Annotated in this window: 13 protein-coding genes; 2 read left to right on the forward strand and 11 right to left on the reverse strand. The window is 66.5% G+C overall.

Annotated elements, in window-relative coordinates; translation table 11 throughout:
* Positions 1 to 170: 170 nt before the first annotated feature.
* From ACHAA4_RS00445 to eat, 6 genes are all read right to left on the reverse strand, one after another.
* Positions 171 to 1451 carry an ammonium transporter gene (locus tag ACHAA4_RS00445; RefSeq protein ID WP_435772240.1) on the reverse strand — a complete coding sequence of 427 codons (1281 nt, stop codon included), beginning with the start codon at positions 1449 to 1451 and terminating at the stop codon, positions 171 to 173.
* A gap of 160 nt (positions 1452 to 1611) precedes the next feature.
* Positions 1612 to 2388 (reverse strand): 3-oxoacyl-ACP reductase, encoded by a 777-nt coding sequence (locus ACHAA4_RS00450; protein ID WP_435772241.1) that lies wholly within the window; start codon positions 2386 to 2388, stop codon positions 1612 to 1614.
* Between the two features lie 49 nt (positions 2389 to 2437).
* Positions 2438 to 3796 carry an aldehyde dehydrogenase family protein gene (locus ACHAA4_RS00455; RefSeq protein ID WP_435772242.1) on the reverse strand — a complete coding sequence of 453 codons (1359 nt, stop codon included), beginning with the start codon at positions 3794 to 3796 and terminating at the stop codon, positions 2438 to 2440.
* The gene (locus tag ACHAA4_RS00460; protein WP_435772243.1) at positions 3793 to 4614 is read right to left on the reverse strand and encodes a gamma-glutamyl-gamma-aminobutyrate hydrolase family protein; all 822 of its coding nucleotides are present in this window, start codon (positions 4612 to 4614) and stop codon (positions 3793 to 3795) included. Before ACHAA4_RS00460 ends, ACHAA4_RS00455 begins: the two co-directional genes overlap by 4 nt.
* Positions 4595 to 5941 carry a glutamine synthetase family protein gene (locus ACHAA4_RS00465; RefSeq protein ID WP_435772958.1) on the reverse strand — a complete coding sequence of 449 codons (1347 nt, stop codon included), beginning with the start codon at positions 5939 to 5941 and terminating at the stop codon, positions 4595 to 4597. Before ACHAA4_RS00465 ends, ACHAA4_RS00460 begins: the two co-directional genes overlap by 20 nt.
* A gap of 121 nt (positions 5942 to 6062) precedes the next feature.
* Positions 6063 to 7496, reverse strand: a complete 1434-nt coding sequence (gene eat, locus ACHAA4_RS00470; protein ID WP_435772244.1) for an ethanolamine permease — start codon at positions 7494 to 7496, stop codon at positions 6063 to 6065.
* Between the two features lie 230 nt (positions 7497 to 7726).
* Here eat and ACHAA4_RS00475 point away from each other — a divergent pair, with 230 nt between their 5' ends.
* Positions 7727 to 8443, forward strand: coding sequence for a FadR/GntR family transcriptional regulator (locus ACHAA4_RS00475; protein ID WP_435772245.1), 717 nt, complete (start codon positions 7727 to 7729; stop codon positions 8441 to 8443).
* 64 nt (positions 8444 to 8507) lie between these two features.
* On the opposite strand, the gene ftsY is transcribed toward ACHAA4_RS00475, so the two are convergent.
* Positions 8508 to 9707 carry a signal recognition particle-docking protein FtsY gene (ftsY, locus tag ACHAA4_RS00480; protein ID WP_435772246.1) on the reverse strand — a complete coding sequence of 400 codons (1200 nt, stop codon included), beginning with the start codon at positions 9705 to 9707 and terminating at the stop codon, positions 8508 to 8510.
* Positions 9708 to 9915: 208 nt separating this feature from the next.
* On the opposite strand from ftsY, the gene ACHAA4_RS00485 reads away from it, so the two are divergent.
* On the forward strand, positions 9916 to 12087 hold the full coding sequence (locus ACHAA4_RS00485) for an acyltransferase family protein (protein WP_435772247.1): 2172 nt from the start codon (positions 9916 to 9918) through the stop codon (positions 12085 to 12087).
* 30 nt (positions 12088 to 12117) lie between these two features.
* On the opposite strand, the gene ACHAA4_RS00490 is transcribed toward ACHAA4_RS00485, so the two are convergent.
* The 4 genes from ACHAA4_RS00490 to wecC form a co-directional block, all read right to left on the reverse strand.
* A complete protein-coding gene (locus ACHAA4_RS00490) occupies positions 12118 to 13464 on the reverse strand; it encodes an ATP-grasp fold amidoligase family protein (RefSeq protein WP_435772248.1) in 1347 nt (448 codons plus the stop codon).
* A gap of 114 nt (positions 13465 to 13578) precedes the next feature.
* On the reverse strand, positions 13579 to 16272 hold the full coding sequence (locus ACHAA4_RS00495) for a glycosyltransferase (RefSeq protein WP_435772249.1): 2694 nt from the start codon (positions 16270 to 16272) through the stop codon (positions 13579 to 13581).
* On the reverse strand, positions 16269 to 16682 hold the full coding sequence (locus tag ACHAA4_RS00500; protein ID WP_435772250.1) for a hypothetical protein: 414 nt from the start codon (positions 16680 to 16682) through the stop codon (positions 16269 to 16271). The genes ACHAA4_RS00495 and ACHAA4_RS00500 overlap by 4 nt, the downstream gene beginning before the upstream one ends.
* 105 nt (positions 16683 to 16787) lie before the next feature.
* A complete protein-coding gene (gene wecC / locus ACHAA4_RS00505) occupies positions 16788 to 18020 on the reverse strand; it encodes a UDP-N-acetyl-D-mannosamine dehydrogenase (protein WP_435772959.1) in 1233 nt (410 codons plus the stop codon).
* Positions 18021 to 18135 lie beyond the last annotated feature (115 nt).

An 18135-nucleotide genomic window follows, 5' to 3' on the forward strand; every position in this document is an offset into this window, starting at 1 on the left:
AACGGCCCTGACGCCCCAATCCCGGGGTACCAATCCCGAGGTACCGACCCCCGGGGCACCGCAGAAGCCTTGTGGCACAGAAAAAGCCTGGGTCCGGTCCATCGAGCGAGATGCTCGATGGACCGGACCCAGGCTTCTTCGGTGATGCGAAGCGGTGACCTAGGAGGTCATCACTCGCGTGGTGCCCCAGCCGAGGTCTTGCTGGCACCATTGACCGTCTCGAAGATGTAGGCATCCTCGTCGTGCTCGGAACGGTCGATGCCGACGGTCTCGACGTCGGAGGTGACGCGGAAGCCGATGGTGGCGTGGATGGCGTAGGCGATGATCGCGGTCATCACTACGGTGAAGACCAGGGTCACCAGCACTGCGACGACCTGCGAGCCCATGAGACCGATGCCGCCGCCGTAGAACAGGCCGGCGCGCTCGCCGTCGATCAGCTCGGCGCGGCCCAGCAGACCGATGGCCACGGTGCCCCAGAGGCCGGCGACGAAGTGCAGGCCGACGACGTCGAGGGTGTCATCGAAGCCGAGCTTGTACTTCAGGCCCACTGCCAGGTAGCAGACGAAGCCGGAGATGGCACCGATGATGATGGCACCGACCGGGTCCACGTGGGCACAGGCGGGGGTGATGGCCACGAGGCCGGCGACGATGCCCGATGCGGCACCGAGAGCGGTCGGCTTCTCGCCGCGGACCCGCTGGGTGATGAGCCAGACGACCAGTGCGGCAGCCGGTGCGAGCAGGGTGTTGACCCAGATCAGGCCAGCTTCGCCAGCTTCGGCAGCGGCGCCGCCGTTGAAGCCGAACCAGCCGAACCAGAGGAGTGAGGCGCCCAGCAGCACGAACGGCGTGTTGTGGGGGCGGTGCGAGGAACGTTCGGTGAAGTTGCGACGCTTGCCCAGGATCAGTGCAAGGACCAGAGCAGCGAGGCCGGCGCACATGTGAACGACGAGGCCTCCGGCGTAGTCGACTGCCTCACCGACAGCGTCGCCGACGGCGCCGCCCTCGCCGAGGAGTCCACCATCGCCCCAGACCATGAAGGCCAGCGGGCAGTAGACCAGGGTGACCCAGATCGGCACGAAGACCATCCAGGCGGAGAACTTGGCGCGGTCAGCGATCGCGCCGGAGATGAGTGCAGTGGTGATGATGGCGAAGGTGGCACCGAAGCCGATGCCGATCAGGCCCTCGGGTGCTTCATTGAGGGTGGTGTAGAGGCCGAAGTCGGTGGCGGGGTTGCCGAACAGGCCGCCGATCGACTCTCCACCTGCAATGGCGGAGCCCCAGAGAGCCCAGACCACGGCGACGAGTCCCATGGCCGCGAAGCTCATCATCATCATGTTGATGGCGGACTTGGCCTGAGACAGACCGCCGTAGAAGAAGGCCAGGCCAGGCGTCATGAGCAGGACAAGCGCGCTTGCCACAAGCATCCAGACGTCAAGAGATCCAAGTTCCATGTGTCCCTCCAGGAAACATCAGGTCATCGGTGAATCTCACCGATGCGAGCTGAGTTCTATGGTGGCTGGCTCGTGTTTCACCGGGCGCGCCGTGATGTTTCCGGAACGTTAAACCTTTCCCCGGGGTCTTGATATTGCGCCCCGGGGGAGAGACTCCGACTCAGAACGGTGTGACATAGGCCCCGGAGATGCCGCCGTCGACCAGGAAGGTGGAAGCCGTCATGAAGGACGAATCATCGCTGGCCAGGAACGCCACCGCCGCCGCGAGCTCCTCCGGCTCCGCGAAGCGGCCCAGCGGCACGTGGACCAGCCGGCGGGCCGCCTTCTCCGGGTCCGCGGCGAAGAGCTCCTTCAGCAGCGGCGTGTTCACCGGCCCGGGACACAGCGCATTGACCCGGATGCCCTGCCGGGCGAACTCCACGCCCAGCTCCCGGCTCATCGAGAGCACACCCCCCTTCGAGGCGCTGTAGGAGATCTGCGAGGTGGCGGCCCCCATCACCGCCACGAAGGACGCGGTATTGATGATCGACCCCTTCCCCTGCCGCTGCATATAGGGCAGCGCGTACTTGCAGCAGTGGTAGACGGAGGTCAGGTTGACCTCCTGGACCCGGCGCCAGGCATCGATGCCGGTGTCGAGGATAGAGGCGTCGTCGGTGGGGGAGATCCCGGCATTGTTGAAGGCGATGTCCACGCTGCCGAACTCGCTGTAGGTCCGTGCGTAGAGGTCCTCGACCTCTTCCGCATTGGTGACATCGACCTTGACGAAGAGTCCTCCCAATTCGGAGGCGGTTCGCTCCCCGGCGATCGAGTCGACGTCGGCGATGACGACGCGGGCACCTTCGGCGGCCATCCGGCGAGCGCTGGCCAGACCGATGCCGCTGGCACCTCCGGTGATGACGGCGCTGCGGTCGACGAGGCGTCGGGCGTTGATCTGCATGGAGCTCCTTGATCGAGGGAATGGTGTAGGGATGTTCTGCCCGGGCTGCTCAGCTGCTGGAGATGAAGACGTTCTTGGTCTCGGTGAACGCCTCGGCGGCGTCCGGGCCCAGCTCGCGGCCGAATCCGGACTGCTTGAACCCGCCGAAGGGGGTCCAGTAGCGCACCGAGGCGTGTGTGTTCACCGAGAGGTTTCCGGCGTCGACCCCTCGTGAGACGCGCAGCGCCCGTCCCACGTCTCGGGTCCAGATGGAGCCGGAGAGGCCGTAGTCGGTGTCATTGGCCAGTCGCACGGCGTCGGCCTCGTCCTCGAAGGGGACCACGGCGATGATGGGTCCGAAGATCTCCTCGTGGAAGGCCCGGGAGTCAGGTGAAGGTGTGAGCACGGTCGCCGGGAACCAGAACCCTGGCCCGCTGGGCGCGGATCCCTGGAAGGCGATCGGTGCGTCGTCGTCGAGGTAGGCCGCCACCGAGTCTCGGTGCGCGGCGGAGACCAGCGGGCCCATGTCGGTCTGTTCCAGTCGCGGGTCACCGCATTGGAAGGCGCGCACCGCAGGTTCCAGCAGCTCCAGGTAGCGGTCCAGCACCGAGCGCTGCACCAACACCCTGGACCGGGCGCAGCAGTCCTGTCCGGCGTTGTCGAACGCGCCTCCCGGGGTGGAGGCGGCCGCCTGCTCCAGGTCGGCGTCCGCGAAGATGATGTTGGAGTTCTTCCCGCCCAGCTCCAGCGTGAGGCGCTTGATCTGGTCCGCACAGCCGGACATGATGCGTCTGCCCACGGCGGTGGAGCCGGTGAAGACGATCTTGCGCACCCCCGGGTGGGTCACGAAGCGCTCGCCGACCACCGAGCCCTTGCCCGGGAGCACGGTGAACACCCCTTCGGGCAGGCCGGCCTCCAGGGCGAGCTCACCGAGCCGGATGGCGGTGAGCGGGGTGATCTCCGCCGGCTTGAGCACCACCGTGTTCCCAGCCGCCAAGGCCGGAGCGAAACCCCATCCCGCGATCGGCATCGGGAAGTTCCACGGCACGATCACCCCGATCACGCCCAGCGGCTCGTGGAAGGTCAGATTCACCCCTCCCGGGGCGGGGATCTGACGGCCGGAGAGCCGCTCCGGGGTCCCGGAGTAGTAGGTCAGGACATCGCGGACGTTGCCGGCCTCCCAACGGGCATTGCCGATCGTGTGCCCGGCGTTGCGCACCTCCAGGGCGGCGAGATGCTCAAGATCGGCGTCCACCGCCTCGGCGAAGCGCCGCAGCAGCCGGGCGCGGTCCGCTGGGTCCACGGTGCGCCAGATCGAGAACGCACGCTGCGCCCGGGCGATGGCGGCGTCGGTCTCCTCCAGTGAGGCCGACTCGATGGTCTCGAGGACCTCTTCGGTGGCGGGATCCAGAATCTCGGTCACGGTCATGGGTGCACTGCGTCCTCTCGGTGGTGCTGGGGCTGCTGCTCGGTGCCCCTGTGGTGGTCCGGGTAGCGTTCTCGTTCCGCGGCGAAGCGCCGGGCGACGTCGATGAATCCCTCGAAGAGCCGCGCGTCCTTTCGGTTCTCCTCGGGGTGGAACTGGACTCCCAGGGTCCAGGCGCCGGTCGTGGTCTCCACCGCCTCGATCGTGCCGTCCGCGGCGCGCGCGGTGACGATGAGGCCTTCAGCGACCTCGTCCAGCGCCTGGTGGTGGTAGCAGGGGGACTCCGCGCTCTCGCCGAGCAGGCTGGCGCAGCGGCTGCCGGGTTCGGTGCTGAATCGGACCGTTCCGTAGCGGCCGGGACCGGGCTGGTACTGCGCGGCGTTCGGGTTGATGTCGGGAAGGTGCTGGATGAGGGTGCCCCCCAGCGCCACGTTGAGGATCTGGGCTCCCCGGCAGATTGCGAAGAGCGGCAGACCCATCTCCAGGGCAGAACGGGTCAGCGCGATGTCGTGTAAGTCCCGACTCGGCTGGGAGGAGGTCCGCTCGTGCCGGTCGGCGCCATAGAAGCGCGGATCCACATCAACCCCGCCGATCACGATCAACCCGTCCACGAGCCGAAGAACCGAGGGATCGGTGCCGACCGGGGGCAGCAGCAGCGGGGTGCCCCCTGCCGCCGCGATGCCCTCCACGTAGGCGCCGGGCACGATCGCGGCCACCGAGCTCCAGTCTCCCCACGATCCCTCCTGGTAGTACGTGGTCAGCGCGATGCGAGGACGACGGCGCAGGCTCTTCCCCGGATCCTCAGAGCCGCTCGAACCCACGGTGCAGCTCCCAGTCGGTGACGGCGGACTCAAAGGCCTCCAGCTCCACATCGGCGTAGTGGACGTAGTGCTCGACGACCTCCTCACCGAACACCTCACGGGCCAGCGCCGAGCCGGCGAGCAGGTCGCGGGCCTCGCGCATGGCCTTGGGCACCACCTGGGCGTCGGACTCGTAGGCGTTGCCCTCCATCATGGGTTCCAGCTCCAGCTGATGCTCGATGCCGTAGAGGCCCGAGGCGAGCATGGCTGAGAGCGCCAGGTAGGGGTTGACGTCGCCGCCGGGGAGCCGGTTCTCCATCCGGGCGGACGGGCCGCTTCCGACCAGTCGGACCGCGCAGGAGCGGTTGTCGATGCCCCAGGCCACCGAGGTCGGCGCGAAGCTGCCCTTGGCGAAGCGCTTATAGGAGTTGATGTTCGGGGCGTAGAAGATGGAGAGTTCGCGCATGCCCTTGAGCACCCCGGCGATGAAGTAGTCGTAGGCGGCGCTGCGGGCGTTCTTCTCCTCGTCCCAGAAGCTCAGCTCGCCGTCGAGTCCGCGCAGCGACATGTGGATGTGACACGAGCTGCCCTCACGATCGTTGGGCTTGGCCATGAAGGTGATCGACTTCCCCTGCTGCTGGGCGATCTGCTTCGAGGCGAGCTTGTAGACCACGTGGTTGTCCGCGGTGACCAGACCCTGGTCGAACCTGAAGGCGATCTCGTGCTGGCCGAAGTTGCACTCGCCCTTGGCGCTCTCCACGGTCATCCCCGCGGTGTACATCGCGTTGCGGATCTCGCGCAGCAGCGGCTCGACGCGTTGGGAGCCCAGGATGTTGTAGTCGACGTTGTAGCGGTTCGCCGGGACCAGGCTCTGATAGTTCGAGTCCCAGGCGTCCTCGTAGCTGGTGTTGTAGACGCAGAACTCGAGCTCGGTCCCGGTGAGCATCTGATATCCCATCTCCCGGGCGCGCTCGAGCTGACGGGTCAGCATGGCTCGCGGCGACATCGGAATCAGCTCGCCGTCATGGGCGGTGAGGTCACACTGGATCATCACTTGTCCCGGGTTGTGCGGCATCAGTCGGATGGTGTCCAGGTCCATGGCGAAGCTCATGTCCCCATAGCCGGCCTCCCAGCTGCTGATCGCGTACCCGCCGGGGGTGTTCATCTCGGTGTCCACCGCGAGCAGGTAGTTGCACCCCTCGGCTCCCTCCTCGAGCATCGAGTCCAGGAAGAACTGCGCATGGCAGAGCTTGCCCTGCAGCCGGCCCTGCATATCGGTGAAGGCGAGGACCACGGTGTCGATGCGCCCTTCGGTGATCTCCTGGCGCAGCTCCGGCACGGTGAGCATGCGGTCATTGCGAGGATGTGCGGGTGATGTCGTCACGGGGTCCGATCCTTGGGTGGCAGGGGTGAGGGCTGGAGAGCTGCGCTGCGCGGGTTCGGGGAGCCCCGCCGTCCGGGAGTCGGGCTCAGTGCAGCGTGGTGTCGGCGTCGTCGAGCATCGCGAACTCCTCCTCGGGTGCGTTGGCGACGAGGTGATGACGGCTGTAGAACCAGAAGTAGGCCAGGAAGAGCAGGAACACCCCTGCGGTGATCGAGGCCGCGAGCACGTCGACCAGGAAGGTCGCGACCACCGCGACCACAGCCAGCACCAGGGCGATGCCGGTGGTGACCACGCCGCCGGGTGTGCGGTAGGCGCGCGGGAGATCGGGTTCCCGGATCCGGAGCACGATGTGCGAGAGGTTCAGCAGCACATAGGACACGGTGGCGCCGAAGACCGCGATGTTGATCAGCAGTCCGCCGTCGCCGGTGGCAGCCGCCAGCACGAAGCCGACGGTGCCGGGCACGATCAGCGCCACCCACGGGGTCCGGTGTCCACCGGTCAGCGAGAGCCAGCGCGGCAGATATCCGGCCCGGGAGAGTGCGAAGAGCTGGCGTGAGTAGGCGTAGATGATGGAGAAGAAGCTCGCGATCAGTCCGGCGAGCCCGGCGTAGTTCACGATGCTCGCCACGGCGCTCCCGGAACCGTCGACGGCGCGGATCGCCTCGGGCAGCGGGTTGTCGGAGCTGCTCATCGCCTCGGAGCCCGCCGCCCCGGGAACCAGGACCAGCATGAGGGCTCCGGTGACGAGCAGGATCAGCATCGCTACGATGATCCCGCGCGGCATGTCGCGGGCGGGATCCGTGGTCTCCTCCGCGGCCAGCGGCACGCCTTCGATCGCGAGGAAGAACCAGATGCCGTACACGAGCGCGGCCATCGCCCCGGCGTAGCCCATGGGCAGGAACGTGCTGGCGCCCACGGCGTCGTCCGGGACGATGTCGAAGAGGTTGGCGACATCGAAGTGCGGGATCAGCGCGAAGACCGTGACCACCAGCGCGAGCACCGCGACCACGGTGATGCCGAACATCAGCCGCAGCGCCTCGCCGACCCCGTAGAGGTGGATGCCGACGAACACCGCGTAGGTCACCAGGTAGACCGGCCAGGAGTTGGTCATGCCGAACAGGCCCAGCGCCTCGATGTAGCCGCCGATGAAGGTGGCGATCGCGGCGGGGGCCACCGCGTACTCGATGAGCACCGCGACCCCGGTGGCGAACCCGCCGAGGGGCCCCAGCGCGCGCCGCGCGAAGCCGTAGCCCGCCCCCGCGGTGGGCAGCGAGGAGGACATCTCGGCGAGACCGAAGACCATGCAGGTGTACATCAGGCCCATGAGGATGAAGGCGATCAGCAGACCGCCCCAACCGCCCTCGGCCAGCCCGATGTTCCACCCGGCGAAGTCCCCGGAGATGACATAGGAGACGCCCAGTCCGGCGAGCAGGATCCACCCTGCAGCCCCGGCCTTGAGTCGACGATGTTCGTGATAGCTGGAATCTGCAGCGGATGCTGTGGTCTTGTCATGCGGCATGGCAGTCCACCTCTGTGGATGAGGGCCGGCGGGGAGATCTCCAATGGACTGTTTTCAGTCCATGGTGTTGTGCGGAATCCTGACACCTCGGCCCCTGACCGTCAAGAGGGTGTCGACCGCAGCCCCCTGACCCGGGGAGGGGGCGAGGCAGCCCGTAGGCTATGGCCAGGGCTGGTCGCAAGGTCAGTCCCGAGGGTGAACCAGGGCGCGAGCCGGACCGGAGGAACCAGATGACGGCGGCAGAGTTCGGCGACCCCTACGCGGTGCTGCGTCCGGTGCGTTCGGGCAACACCTTCGAGGAGACGATCGAGCATCTGCTGCAGGCGATCAGGGTCGGGCTCTTCCCTCCGGGGCAGAAGCTGCCCGCCGAGCGTGAGCTGGCCGAGCACCTCGGGGTCTCCCGCGCGACGCTGCGCGAGGCGCTCGCGGAGCTGCAGCAGGCGGGCTTCCTCGACATCCGTCGAGGACGCTATGGCGGGACCTACGTCCTTCAGGCGCGCAGTGCCGCGCGCCAGGGGGGCGTGCCGCTGGAGCCGGCCGAGCGCCAGGACGTGCTGGTGTTCCGGGCGGTGCTGGAACCCGCGGCCGCCGAGCTCGCGGCCCAGGCTCAGCTGAGCCCCTCGGCGCGGGATCACCTGTTGGGGTGTCTCGCGGATCTGGAGGGTGCCGATCGAGGCAGCTATCGGGCCCGGGATTCTCGGTTCCACATCGCGATCGCGGAGCTGGGCGGGTCACAGTCGCTGGTCACGGCGGTGACAGACACTCGGGCGAGGGTCAGCGCGCTGCTGGACGAGATCCCGCTGCTGCCGGCGAACCTCGAGCATTCCAACGAACAGCACCTGGCGATCACCGAGGCGATCCTCGACGGCGACGGGGCCCGCGCGAAGCAGCTGATGATCGATCACCTCGAGGGCACGGCCTCATTGCTGCGCGGTTTTCTGTCCTAGCGCGCGGCGGAGTTCCGTGGTGGACACGTTGCCGGGTCTCCTTGGAGAGGAGGCCGAGTGCTTCTCAGCGGTCTTCGAGCAGCGCGCCCACGAACTCGGCGGCGTCGAAGGGCGCGAGATCGTCGGGTCCCTCGCCGAGGCCGATGAGCTTGACCGGGACGCCCAGCTGGCGCTGGATCGCGACGACGATGCCTCCTCGGGCGGTGCCGTCGAGCTTGGTCAGCACGATGCCGGTGACGTTGACGACCTCGGAGAAGACCTTGGCCTGGTTCAGCCCGTTCTGTCCCGTGGTGGCGTCCAGGACCAGGAGGACCTCGTCGACGGCGGACTTCTTCTCCACCACGCGCTTGACCTTGCCGAGCTCGTCCATCAGGTTGGACTTGTTCTGCAGGCGCCCGGCGGTGTCGATCATGACCACGTCGACCTCGAGCTCGATGCCGCGGTCCACGGCCTCGTAGGCCACCGAGGCCGGGTCTGCGCCTTCGACGTCTGACTTCACCGTCGGGACGCCGACCCGATGACCCCAGGTGCTCAGCTGTTCGGCGGCGGCGGCGCGGAAGGTGTCGGCCGCGCCGAGCAGGACGTCCTTGTCCTCGGCCACCAGCATCCGGGCCAGCTTGCCCACTGTGGTGGTCTTGCCGACGCCGTTGACGCCGACGACCATGACGACGGCGGGGCGGCCCTCGGCCGTGACGGTCAGGCGACGGTCCAGCGTGGGATCGACCAGCGCGGTGAGCTCTTCGGTGAGCATCGCCTTGACCACGGCGGGGTCCTTGGTGCCTTCGACCTTGACGCGCTCACGGAGCTTGTCGACGAGCTCCATGGTGGGGTCGGTGCCGAGGTCTGCCATCAGCAGGACCTCTTCGATCTCTTCCCAGACGTCCTCATCGATCTCATCCCTGGAGAGGAGCGCCAGCAGGGACTTGCCGAAGATGTTGTTGGACTTGGTCAGTCGGGCGCGCAGCCGCGCCAGACGACCTGCCACCGGCTCGGGAGTCTCGACGGTCGGTTCAAGGACCGTCGGCTCCTCGACCACGTCGACGCCGTCGCCGAGGGTCGGTTCAGCGGTCCCCGGGCGGTCCTCGGTGGGAGCCTCCAGGGTGTCCACGCCGCCGGAGGGGAGGTCATCCGGGTCACGCTGGGTCAGGTATTGCTCACGCTTGTCCTTGGGCAGCAGCTTTCCGCCCTGCACCAGGAAGAATCCCAGGGTGCCGAGCAGAGTCACAGCAAGAACGATGAACAGAATAAGTACGTCAAAATCCACGGGCCCAGTCTGTCACAGACCCGCACAGCAGGAGGCCAAGGCCTGATGCAGGACGATGAGGTTCTGCGTCGAAGCTCCAGCGGGTTGGAGTATGGTGCAGTTTTGGACTCGTCGGCGTTTCATATGCCACCGATCGGTCCGCCATGAGGTTGAATAGTTCGGCGCATCAGCGTTCAACGTAGGACAAGGTGAGAGATTCAGTGCCAGTATGACTTCGATACCCTCGGCAACCGCCACTCCGTCTGGGCGTCCGCTGCCAGCGCAGGTCAAGACGCCGGCGCACTTCCAGCCAGAGATCCAAGGTCTCAGGGCACTGGCGGTGCTCGTCGTGCTGCTCTACCACTTCTGGCCCGATCGACTCACCGGCGGCTACGTCGGCGTCGACGTGTTCTTCGTGATCTCCGGCTACCTGATCACGGCGCACCTGTTCAAAGAGGCGGTCAAGACCGGGGGAGTGCGGCTGGGTCAGTTCTGGGCGCGACGCATCCGCCGGCTGCTGCCGCTGAGTCTGCTCGTGCTGCTGCTGACAGCCATCTCCGCGGTTCTGATTCTTCCCAGCACCGCGTGGCAGGCCACGCTGCGCCAGATCATCGCCTCCACGCTCTACGTGCAGAACTGGATCCTCGCCGCCGACGCGGTGGAGTACTCCAAGGCGGACGAGAGCGCAACGGCCGTCCAGCACTTCTGGACACTGTCGGTGGAGGAACAGTTCTACGTCCTGTGGCCGGTGCTTCTTGCGCTGACGCTGATGTTCCTCGCGTTCCGGCAGCGGCGGTCAGGTGGTGCTGCCCTTGAGCACCATCAGATCCGTAGGGCGTTCCTCTGGGTGGTCGGCCTGCTGGGGGCGTTCTCGCTGATGTTCTCCATCTACTACACCGCGGTCGCGCCGGCACAGGCCTATTTCGTGACGCCGACGCGGATCTGGGAGTTCACGCTCGGTGCCATCGCCGCCCTGGTGCTGGGCTCCCGTCAGTTCACCGGGAAGTGGGGAAATCTGCTGGGCTGGGTCGGGTTCCTGATGATCCTGGGCTCCGCGATCCTCTACACCGACGCCACCCCGTTCCCCGGTTGGACGGCGCTGGTACCGACCCTGGGAACGGTGTTGGTGCTGGCCTGCGGCGGACGTGAACCTGGCAGCGGCATCCACTGGTGGCTCTCGCTGCGCCCCGCCACGGCGATCGGCGACTGGTCCTACGCGATCTACCTCTGGCATTGGCCGGTGGTGGTCTTCTCGCCCTACATCAGTGAGGCCGCCAGGTTCTGGTATGTGAAGGTCCTGCTGATCCTGGGGATCATCGTGCTCTCCGCGCTCAGCACCCGGTTCTTCGAGACCCCGATACGCCGGGCCAAGATCCTGCTGCCCACCTGGCGCACGATGGTCGCCGCCGGCGCCGGCATGGTGCTGGTCATCGTCTCCGGGATCGCTGCGGTCTCGACCATGGAGAACAGCGAGGAGGGTTCCACGATCACGCAGGACCACCCCTGCTACGGCTACCGAGCCTTGGCGAACATCGGTGACTGCGGCGACGCGTTCGCCGGGGATCGTGGTCTGTTTCCTTCACCTGCGGTGGTGACGGAGCAGTATCAGGAGGAGGCCTTCCCCGGGTGCCAGACAGACAATGAGACCCCCGGCGTGCAGGAGTGCTGGCTCGGGGCAGAGGAGTCCGAGGCCGACGGCACCATCGCGGTCTTCGGCGATTCCCACGCCACGATGTGGCTCCCGGCGCTCGATGAGATCGCCCAGGATGAGGGCAAGCAGCTTCTGGTGCTGACCAGGTCCGCCTGCACGCCGCGCGGAGGTGAGGTCGGTGACGACTCCAGCGAGTGCCTCAAGGCCAATGCGGAGATCATCGATCAGATCTCCGAGGATGAGAGCGTCGACACCGTCGTCATAGCCGCCAGCCAGATGCATGGCGCGTTCGGTGGACCGAGCGGCGACCTTGGTCTGGATGCGGAGGAATATGAGCTCAGCGAGACGGCACTGGCGATGTACGAGCCGATCGTGGCCTGGCTCGAGGCCGAGAAAGAGGTGGTGGTCTTTGGCGAGTCCCCCCGTCTGGTCCATGAGGAGGAGTCCGAGGAGACTGTGCCCGAATGTGTGGCCCTGAACGAGGATGACCTCTCTGCGTGCAACGAGACTCTGGAGGATACTCGCGTGGGGGATCGTTGGCTGACCCAGTCCGCCGAGATCTTCGAGGACGAGGAGAACTACCACTTCGTGCCCACCGAGGATCTGGTCTGCCGAGAGGACACCTGCTATGCCACCATCGGCGGTGCCATCACCTACTCGGATAACAGTCACCTTGCGGAGGACTTCGTTCGGTCCACCGTCCCTGAGATCAGAGATCGGATGGAACCGGCGCTTTCGGGGCAGGTCTGACCTGGGCCGCGCCCGACGGTGTGCCGATGGTCAGTCCATAGTGGCCGGCTGCTGCGGCGGAGGCGTGAACCAGCGCCGTGCCTCTGCGATGGGGCGCGGCCAGCTCGAGGGATGCGCTTCCAGCTCGGACTGCGGGTACCGCCAGGTGTAGTCGGCTGCTCCGAAGAGAGTCCCCGGAGGTCTTCCTCGGGCGACGTCGCGCTGCAGCCGCACCTCGGCGTCGTTCCAGGCGGCGCCCAGCCGGGCGTCGTGGTCGAGGGAGTAGGTCTGCCTGCCTCCAGGAGTGGAGGTCAGTTCGCCGAGCACCGGTCCCCGTGAGGTCGCGTAGAGGTCGACCCTCACGAACGGCATGCCCTTGGCGATGGAGATACTCTCCGCCGCGGCGAGCAGCTCGTCCCACCCTGCGGGTCGAGGGATGTCTGGTCCATAGTTTGCACCTGGCAGAACAGGGCCGAGGTCCTCGCCGTCAGGACCGAAGTATTTGCGCGTGAAGGTCTTGCGATTGATCACCTGCACGCCCTCTGTGCGCATCACCAGCACCTGGAGCACCTGTCCGTACGCGGTGTAGACCTTGATGTCCTCGGGGATAGTGGCCTCGCTGGCGCTCTCGAGGAACTCCTCGGCGAAATAGGGCCCTCTGCCCTGCCTCAGCCGGTCCAGCATGCGCTCTGAGGGGCGTCCGTCAGTCAGGTGTTCCCGGCCGGTCAGCGTCTGCCACCCGGTCGAGTTGCGGGCCAGGGGTATGACGGCGATGCCGCTGTGACCCCCGTCGGCCTTGAGGACGAAGCGGTCGACGGAAAGGTCGCTGAACTCGATGTCCTCCAGAGAGTTCCACACCCTGTAGATCTCTGGTGTGCTGATGCCCAGGCTGTCAGCCAGAGCGTAGCTGTGCAGCTTATGGTCGACCTGGGCGATCGCACTTGCGGCGTGCCAGTTGTTCGCCCGGGCGATGTCGGTGGCGTCGAGGTGGTTCACAAGCATGGCCTTGAAGGAGGGTCGCGTGAATCGCTGATGCTCTGCGACTGCCGCCTCATACTTCGACCGCAGATTCTCGATCTCCGACCTGAGGCCTTCGGTCTGCTCCGCGTGCGCGGCCTCGGCCTCTGCACGTTCCGCCGCATGATCGGCATTCGTCGTGGCGCGCTGGGCGTCGTGCGTTGTCTTGACCTGTGTCAGCTCCGCGGCGTGCGCGGCATCGGCGGCAGCACACCTGGCGCGCTCCTGGTCCAGAGCGGTCTTGAGCTTTCGCAGCTCTGCCGTCTGCGCGGTCTGGGCGCGCTCAAGCTGGTTGATGCTCGTCTCGAGGAAGGAGAGCTTCCGGTCGCGCCACCCTATGCCGGGAATGCGGTCATGCACTGACTTGGGGATCTGCGGCATGCGATTCCTTCCGTCCCTGAGTCCGGGGACCGCCACGGCATTCGCTGGCCGGGCCCCGCCTCAGGGCGTCCAGGCCGTGGTGGCCGGCACATCAGGCATGTGCACCCTGCGGGGCTACCCGCGGTGTGCACGGGCGGCGTTGAGATCCTCCCAGAATGAGATGGCCGTGGGCTGAGTCCATTTGTACTCGCCATAATAACCTAGAAGTTCTGCCAGATTCTCGGCGGCTTCTTGCCATTCATCGCGCTTAACTCGCTTCAGCTTCGGCAATAGCCAGGAGACCAGGAATGGTTCCAGGCGATCTGCTTTATAGGCATCCAAAAGTCCAACTTCATCGAGCCACTGCGCGCGGGCCTTGTCAAGCGGCAGGTATTTCTTGAAGTAATTCGGATTCAGGGTATTGACCGTCGAGTTGCTGACCACCATGTAATAGGTGTGCACACCGATGTCGATCGCCCTGATCGACCTTGCATAATGGAGCATCTGTTGGAAGAAGTAGGAGTCTTGACCGACGGCTCCGACCGGCTGCGTCAGGTTCAGGGACTGCAGCCATTCGGTGCGAGCCACGACTGTCTGGATTCCCATGGGCCGGAAGCGCAGAGCCTCGAGCGCACGCGGCGGAACGCTGATGTTGCCCGCGCCATCGATGTCATCGGCGAACGCCGTCTGCAGCACCTCGGCGTAGGGCTGCATCGACCTGCGCTTGGCCCACTGCGACATGTTGCCCAGGACGAAGTCCACGCCCTGATGCTCGCGGATCGCTTCGTAGAGCACGGCATAGCCGTCGTCTATGGCTTCGTTGTCCGGGTCGAGATAGGTCACGAATTCGGTCTGCGCAAGATCGAGCCCGGTGTTGCGTGGGCGCGATGCGGAGCCCGATCCGCCCTTGGCATGGTGGAAGGCGGTGACGTTGGCATGGTCCTCGGCGAGGTCCTGGATCGTGTCCAGGGTCCGCGGGTCCGTGGAACCGTCGCTGACCAGCAGGACATGCATGTCAGCGAAGGCGCTGGACCGCAGCAGCGAGGCGAATGCCTTATGCAGCAGGTGGGGTCCATTGTTGTAGATCGGCACCACGACCGAGAGCCTGAGGTCTTCCTCACGCACTGTCTGCGCCACTTCGCGGCGAACCTCGTCGAACTGATCTCCCCTGGCCAGCTCCTGCACCGTGCGGCGCCCTGAGCCCTGCCTGCGGGGTCGGTGGCTGGACTCCTCTGAGACGTAGACGCGGGCCTCGGCGAGCCGCTGGGTCAGGTGTTCCAGGCTCAGCTCCGCCCCGGCATCGGGCTGCCACCACGCGGTCAGTCCCAGGTCGCCCTGGGAGCCCTCCGCGTGGTGGTGGCCCTGATCTGCCGTGCCAGGCTCCAGCTTCTGGACCACAGACGCAGACTGGTAGGTCAGGGCCGCCAGGTGGTCCGCAACATACGTCGACGCGTAGTGGTGGGCGGACGTCACCGGGAGCAGGAGGTCGTATCGATCGGGATGCGCGCGGGCCTGGTCCCAGGTGACGACGTCGACGCCGCCGGCCGTCTGTGCGGCCAACTCTGCGCGGAGCGTGTCGTCAGCGTCACCCGTGACTGCAAGCACCCGGGGTGAGGGTTCAGGATCAGACACGCCGACGGTCCGCAGGATCTGCCGCAGGACATCAGTGGCGTGGTTCTCCGTGAAGACCTGGCGGACGCCGTCGTTCTGCGCCCGACGCAGGTCGGTGTTCTGCAGGGATTCCAGCATGGACGCGACGTCCAGCGTGGAATTCGCGACGTGAGCCTGCGGATAGAAGGAGTTGACCCCTTGGTTGTATGTGGAGAGCACAAGGGAGCCTGAAGCCTGCAGCTCGATGACGCGAGGGGAGAATGCGGTCTGGGAGCTGCTGATCGTGTGCGCCACCACTGCGATGTCGGTGAGCCGGTCGAGCTCGCATCGGTGGTTGGACACCCAGTCCTGGACGTGTGGCCAGTACTTGGTCGACAGCGCGGCCTCGGCGCGTGCTTCGGGACCGATCAGCAGGTCAGCACCGGCGGCCAAGACTCCGTCGAGGATCCATTCCAGGCTTGGCAGGGCCTCGGTCGGAAGCCGGGAGTCCTGATCCCCCAGATAGGTGACCAGACCAGGACGCGCCCGGCGTGAACCGAGGGGTGACCTACGGAGCGGGTTGATCGGGGACGCGATGATCGCCACGGGGTTTCGATCCGGCAGCCAGGCTCTGGCGGCAGCGTCTGATGAGGCGGGGTGACCCGCTCCGGGGTCCTGGAACAGCACCGCGTTCTCCTCGGAGACGGTGAAGACCTGGTCACAGCGGGCGGCGAGTCGGAGCTGCTCTGCGGTCGGCGCGGCGGTCCCGAGGTCCACATAGAGCAGCGGCAGAGCGTGTTCCCGGGCGTAGTCGATGATCTTCCCGCGGCTCTGGCGTGACTGGGTGCTGCGGGGTCCGATCATCACGACGTGAGAGTTCCGGACGCCGGTCTCCCAGTCGAGCGGATCGATGGCTGTCATGGCCGCGCTGTTCTCGAAGGCCTCCACGAGCGAGTCGTCGCCGAAGACGCCGACGGTCACGGGCATGGCGGGTTTGGCGACGCCGCTCTCGAGCCTGGGGAGGTCACCGATGGGGCCCATGAACTCTGGCTGGTTGTCGGGGTGGGCGACCCCGCCGCGGAACGGCGACGATTCTGAGACGCCCAGGGAAGCCAGCAGCGCTGGGTCCCGCAGCTCCTTGAGCGGGTTACGTGAGGCCAGCAGCCGCTCAATGCGGGCCCGTCCGACGGCGAGCTGGGAATGCCGGTCGAAGGGCTGCCGTTGACGCCGGGGGTTCACTTCGTGAGGCCCTCTTGGGCGGCAGGTGTCTCGTTGCGGGCGCGGAGCCGTCGCTCTGCGGCGCTGATCGCGCGGCGCGGGTGGCGAATGGCGAAATCCAGACGTTTGCGGGCGCTGGTCGAGTGCGGCGGGGCGACCGGACCGGTGTCGTTCTGCGGGGCGCTCCGCCCTTTGAGCTTCTTCGCCACCCGATACTCCAGTGATGAGACCCGAGATCTCAGCGCAGCGATCTCCGACTCCTGGGAACGCTCGAGCTGCTCGTACGCCCAGCTAAGCTCCGCAAGGAGGGTCTCCTGCTGGCGCAGCAGCGCCACCACCACTTCCTCAGGTGACAACTGGTCCCCGTCGGCGGCGCTCTCCGGCTGATCTCCGGAGACGCCGGAACGCGTCGTGGCTGAGTCGGTGGTCATCAGGCTCCTCGGTGGCTCAATAGGTCTCTGCTGCTTCAGTGCGGCCCTCAGGGTGGCTGCGCTCAGTGTAACCGCGGTGCTGGGCGAATGGCCCGAGCGGCGTCCTCAGCGCCAGATGCCCCGAGTGTCGATGATCGCGGCGGTGCCCAGCCGAGATGCGGGCAGGGCCTTGAACGTGTCGTGATCAACCAGCAGCACCACTACGTCGGCGCGCTGGAGGGCCTCGTCCAGCTCGGTGAGCGCCACGTTCTCGAACTGTCCGAGGGAGGCTGGCAGTTCCTCGATGTGCGGCTCCACCGCGAGGATCCGTGCCTGCGGTGCTCGCTGTGCGAGCTTCTCCGCGATGTGCAGCGAGGGCGATTCCCTCAGATCGTCGATGTTGGCCTTGAAGGCCAGGCCCAGCAGAGCCACGGTCGCCGTCGGGCCAGAGGTCTCCAGCGCCTGCTCGATGCGCCCCAGCACCCACTCGGGCTTCGCGTCGTTGGTCTGGCGCGCGGTGCGGATCAGGTTTGCCTGCTCGGGGGCCGCGTCGACGATGAACCACGGGTCGACGGCGATGCAGTGGCCGCCCACCCCGGGGCCCGGCTGCAGGATGTTGACCCTCGGATGGTGGTTGGCGAGCTCGATGAGCTCCCAGACGTCGATGCCCAGCTTATGGCTGATGACCGAGAGCTCATTGGCGAATGCGATGTTGACGTCGCGGAAGCTGTTCTCCGTGAGCTTCGCCATCTCCGCGGTGCGCGCGTCGGTGAGCAGGAACTCGCCTTTGCAGAAGGAGGTGTAGAGATCCCGCGCGGCTTCGGCAGCCTCTGGTGTCAGACCGCCGATGATCCGGTCGTTGGAGATCATCTCTTCCATGATCTTGCCCGGCAGGACGCGCTCTGGGCAGTGCGCCACCAGGATGTCGGCCGGCCCAAGGTCGGGGCGGGCCGCGAGGATGCGTGCGGCCATGTGCTCGGTCGCCCCAGGGGGGGACGTCGATTCAAGGATGATCAGCTCGCCGCCGGAGAGCTTCGCGGCGATGCCGTCAGCGGCGGCCTCGATGTAGCTCAGATCAGCCGAGTGAGTCGAGGTGAAGGGGGTCGGCACGGCGACGATGTAGGCGTCCGCGGCAGGAGTCTGCATCGTCGCGGTGAGTGAGCCGCTGTTCACCGCGCGTTCCAAGACTTCACGCAGTCCCGGTTCCACGAAGGGAACCTCACCGTTGTTCACGGCAGTGACATTGCGTTCCGAGACGTCCATGCCGATCGTGGTCACACCGTGATCGGCGAGGATGGCCGCGGTGGGCAGACCGATGTAGCCGAGTCCGATGACACAGACGGTGGGGGATTTGCTGATCAAGGCGATTCACTTTCTTCGGCGGCCAAAGGTGACTGACAGCAGGCGAGTCTATCCCAGCAGGTAATTCTGAGCGCCATGTGGGCCCCGCGCGCCGTGATCGGAGGCTTGAGCG

Source organism: Nesterenkonia maliinae, assembly GCF_051262655.1.
In the GTDB taxonomy this organism is placed as follows: domain Bacteria; phylum Actinomycetota; class Actinomycetes; order Actinomycetales; family Micrococcaceae; genus Nesterenkonia.

Bases quoted from the DNA above. Each gene is read 5' to 3' on its own strand.
- ACHAA4_RS00445 (WP_435772240.1), bottom strand. From the start codon at position 1,451: ATGGAACTTGGATCTCTTGACGTCTGGATGCTTGTGGCAAGCGCGCTT.
- ACHAA4_RS00450 (WP_435772241.1), bottom strand. From the start codon at position 2,388: ATGCAGATCAACGCCCGACGCCTCGTCGACCGCAGCGCCGTCATCACC.
- ACHAA4_RS00455 (WP_435772242.1), bottom strand. From the start codon at position 3,796: ATGACCGTGACCGAGATTCTGGATCCCGCCACCGAAGAGGTCCTCGAG.
- ACHAA4_RS00465 (WP_435772958.1), bottom strand. From the start codon at position 5,941: ATGCTCACCGTGCCGGAGCTGCGCCAGGAGATCACCGAAGGGCGCATC.
- eat (WP_435772244.1), bottom strand. From the start codon at position 7,496: ATGCCGCATGACAAGACCACAGCATCCGCTGCAGATTCCAGCTATCAC.
- ACHAA4_RS00475 (WP_435772245.1), top strand. From the start codon at position 7,727: ATGACGGCGGCAGAGTTCGGCGACCCCTACGCGGTGCTGCGTCCGGTG.
- ACHAA4_RS00485 (WP_435772247.1), top strand. From the start codon at position 9,916: ATGACTTCGATACCCTCGGCAACCGCCACTCCGTCTGGGCGTCCGCTG.
- ACHAA4_RS00490 (WP_435772248.1), bottom strand. From the start codon at position 13,464: ATGCCGCAGATCCCCAAGTCAGTGCATGACCGCATTCCCGGCATAGGG.
- ACHAA4_RS00500 (WP_435772250.1), bottom strand. From the start codon at position 16,682: ATGACCACCGACTCAGCCACGACGCGTTCCGGCGTCTCCGGAGATCAG.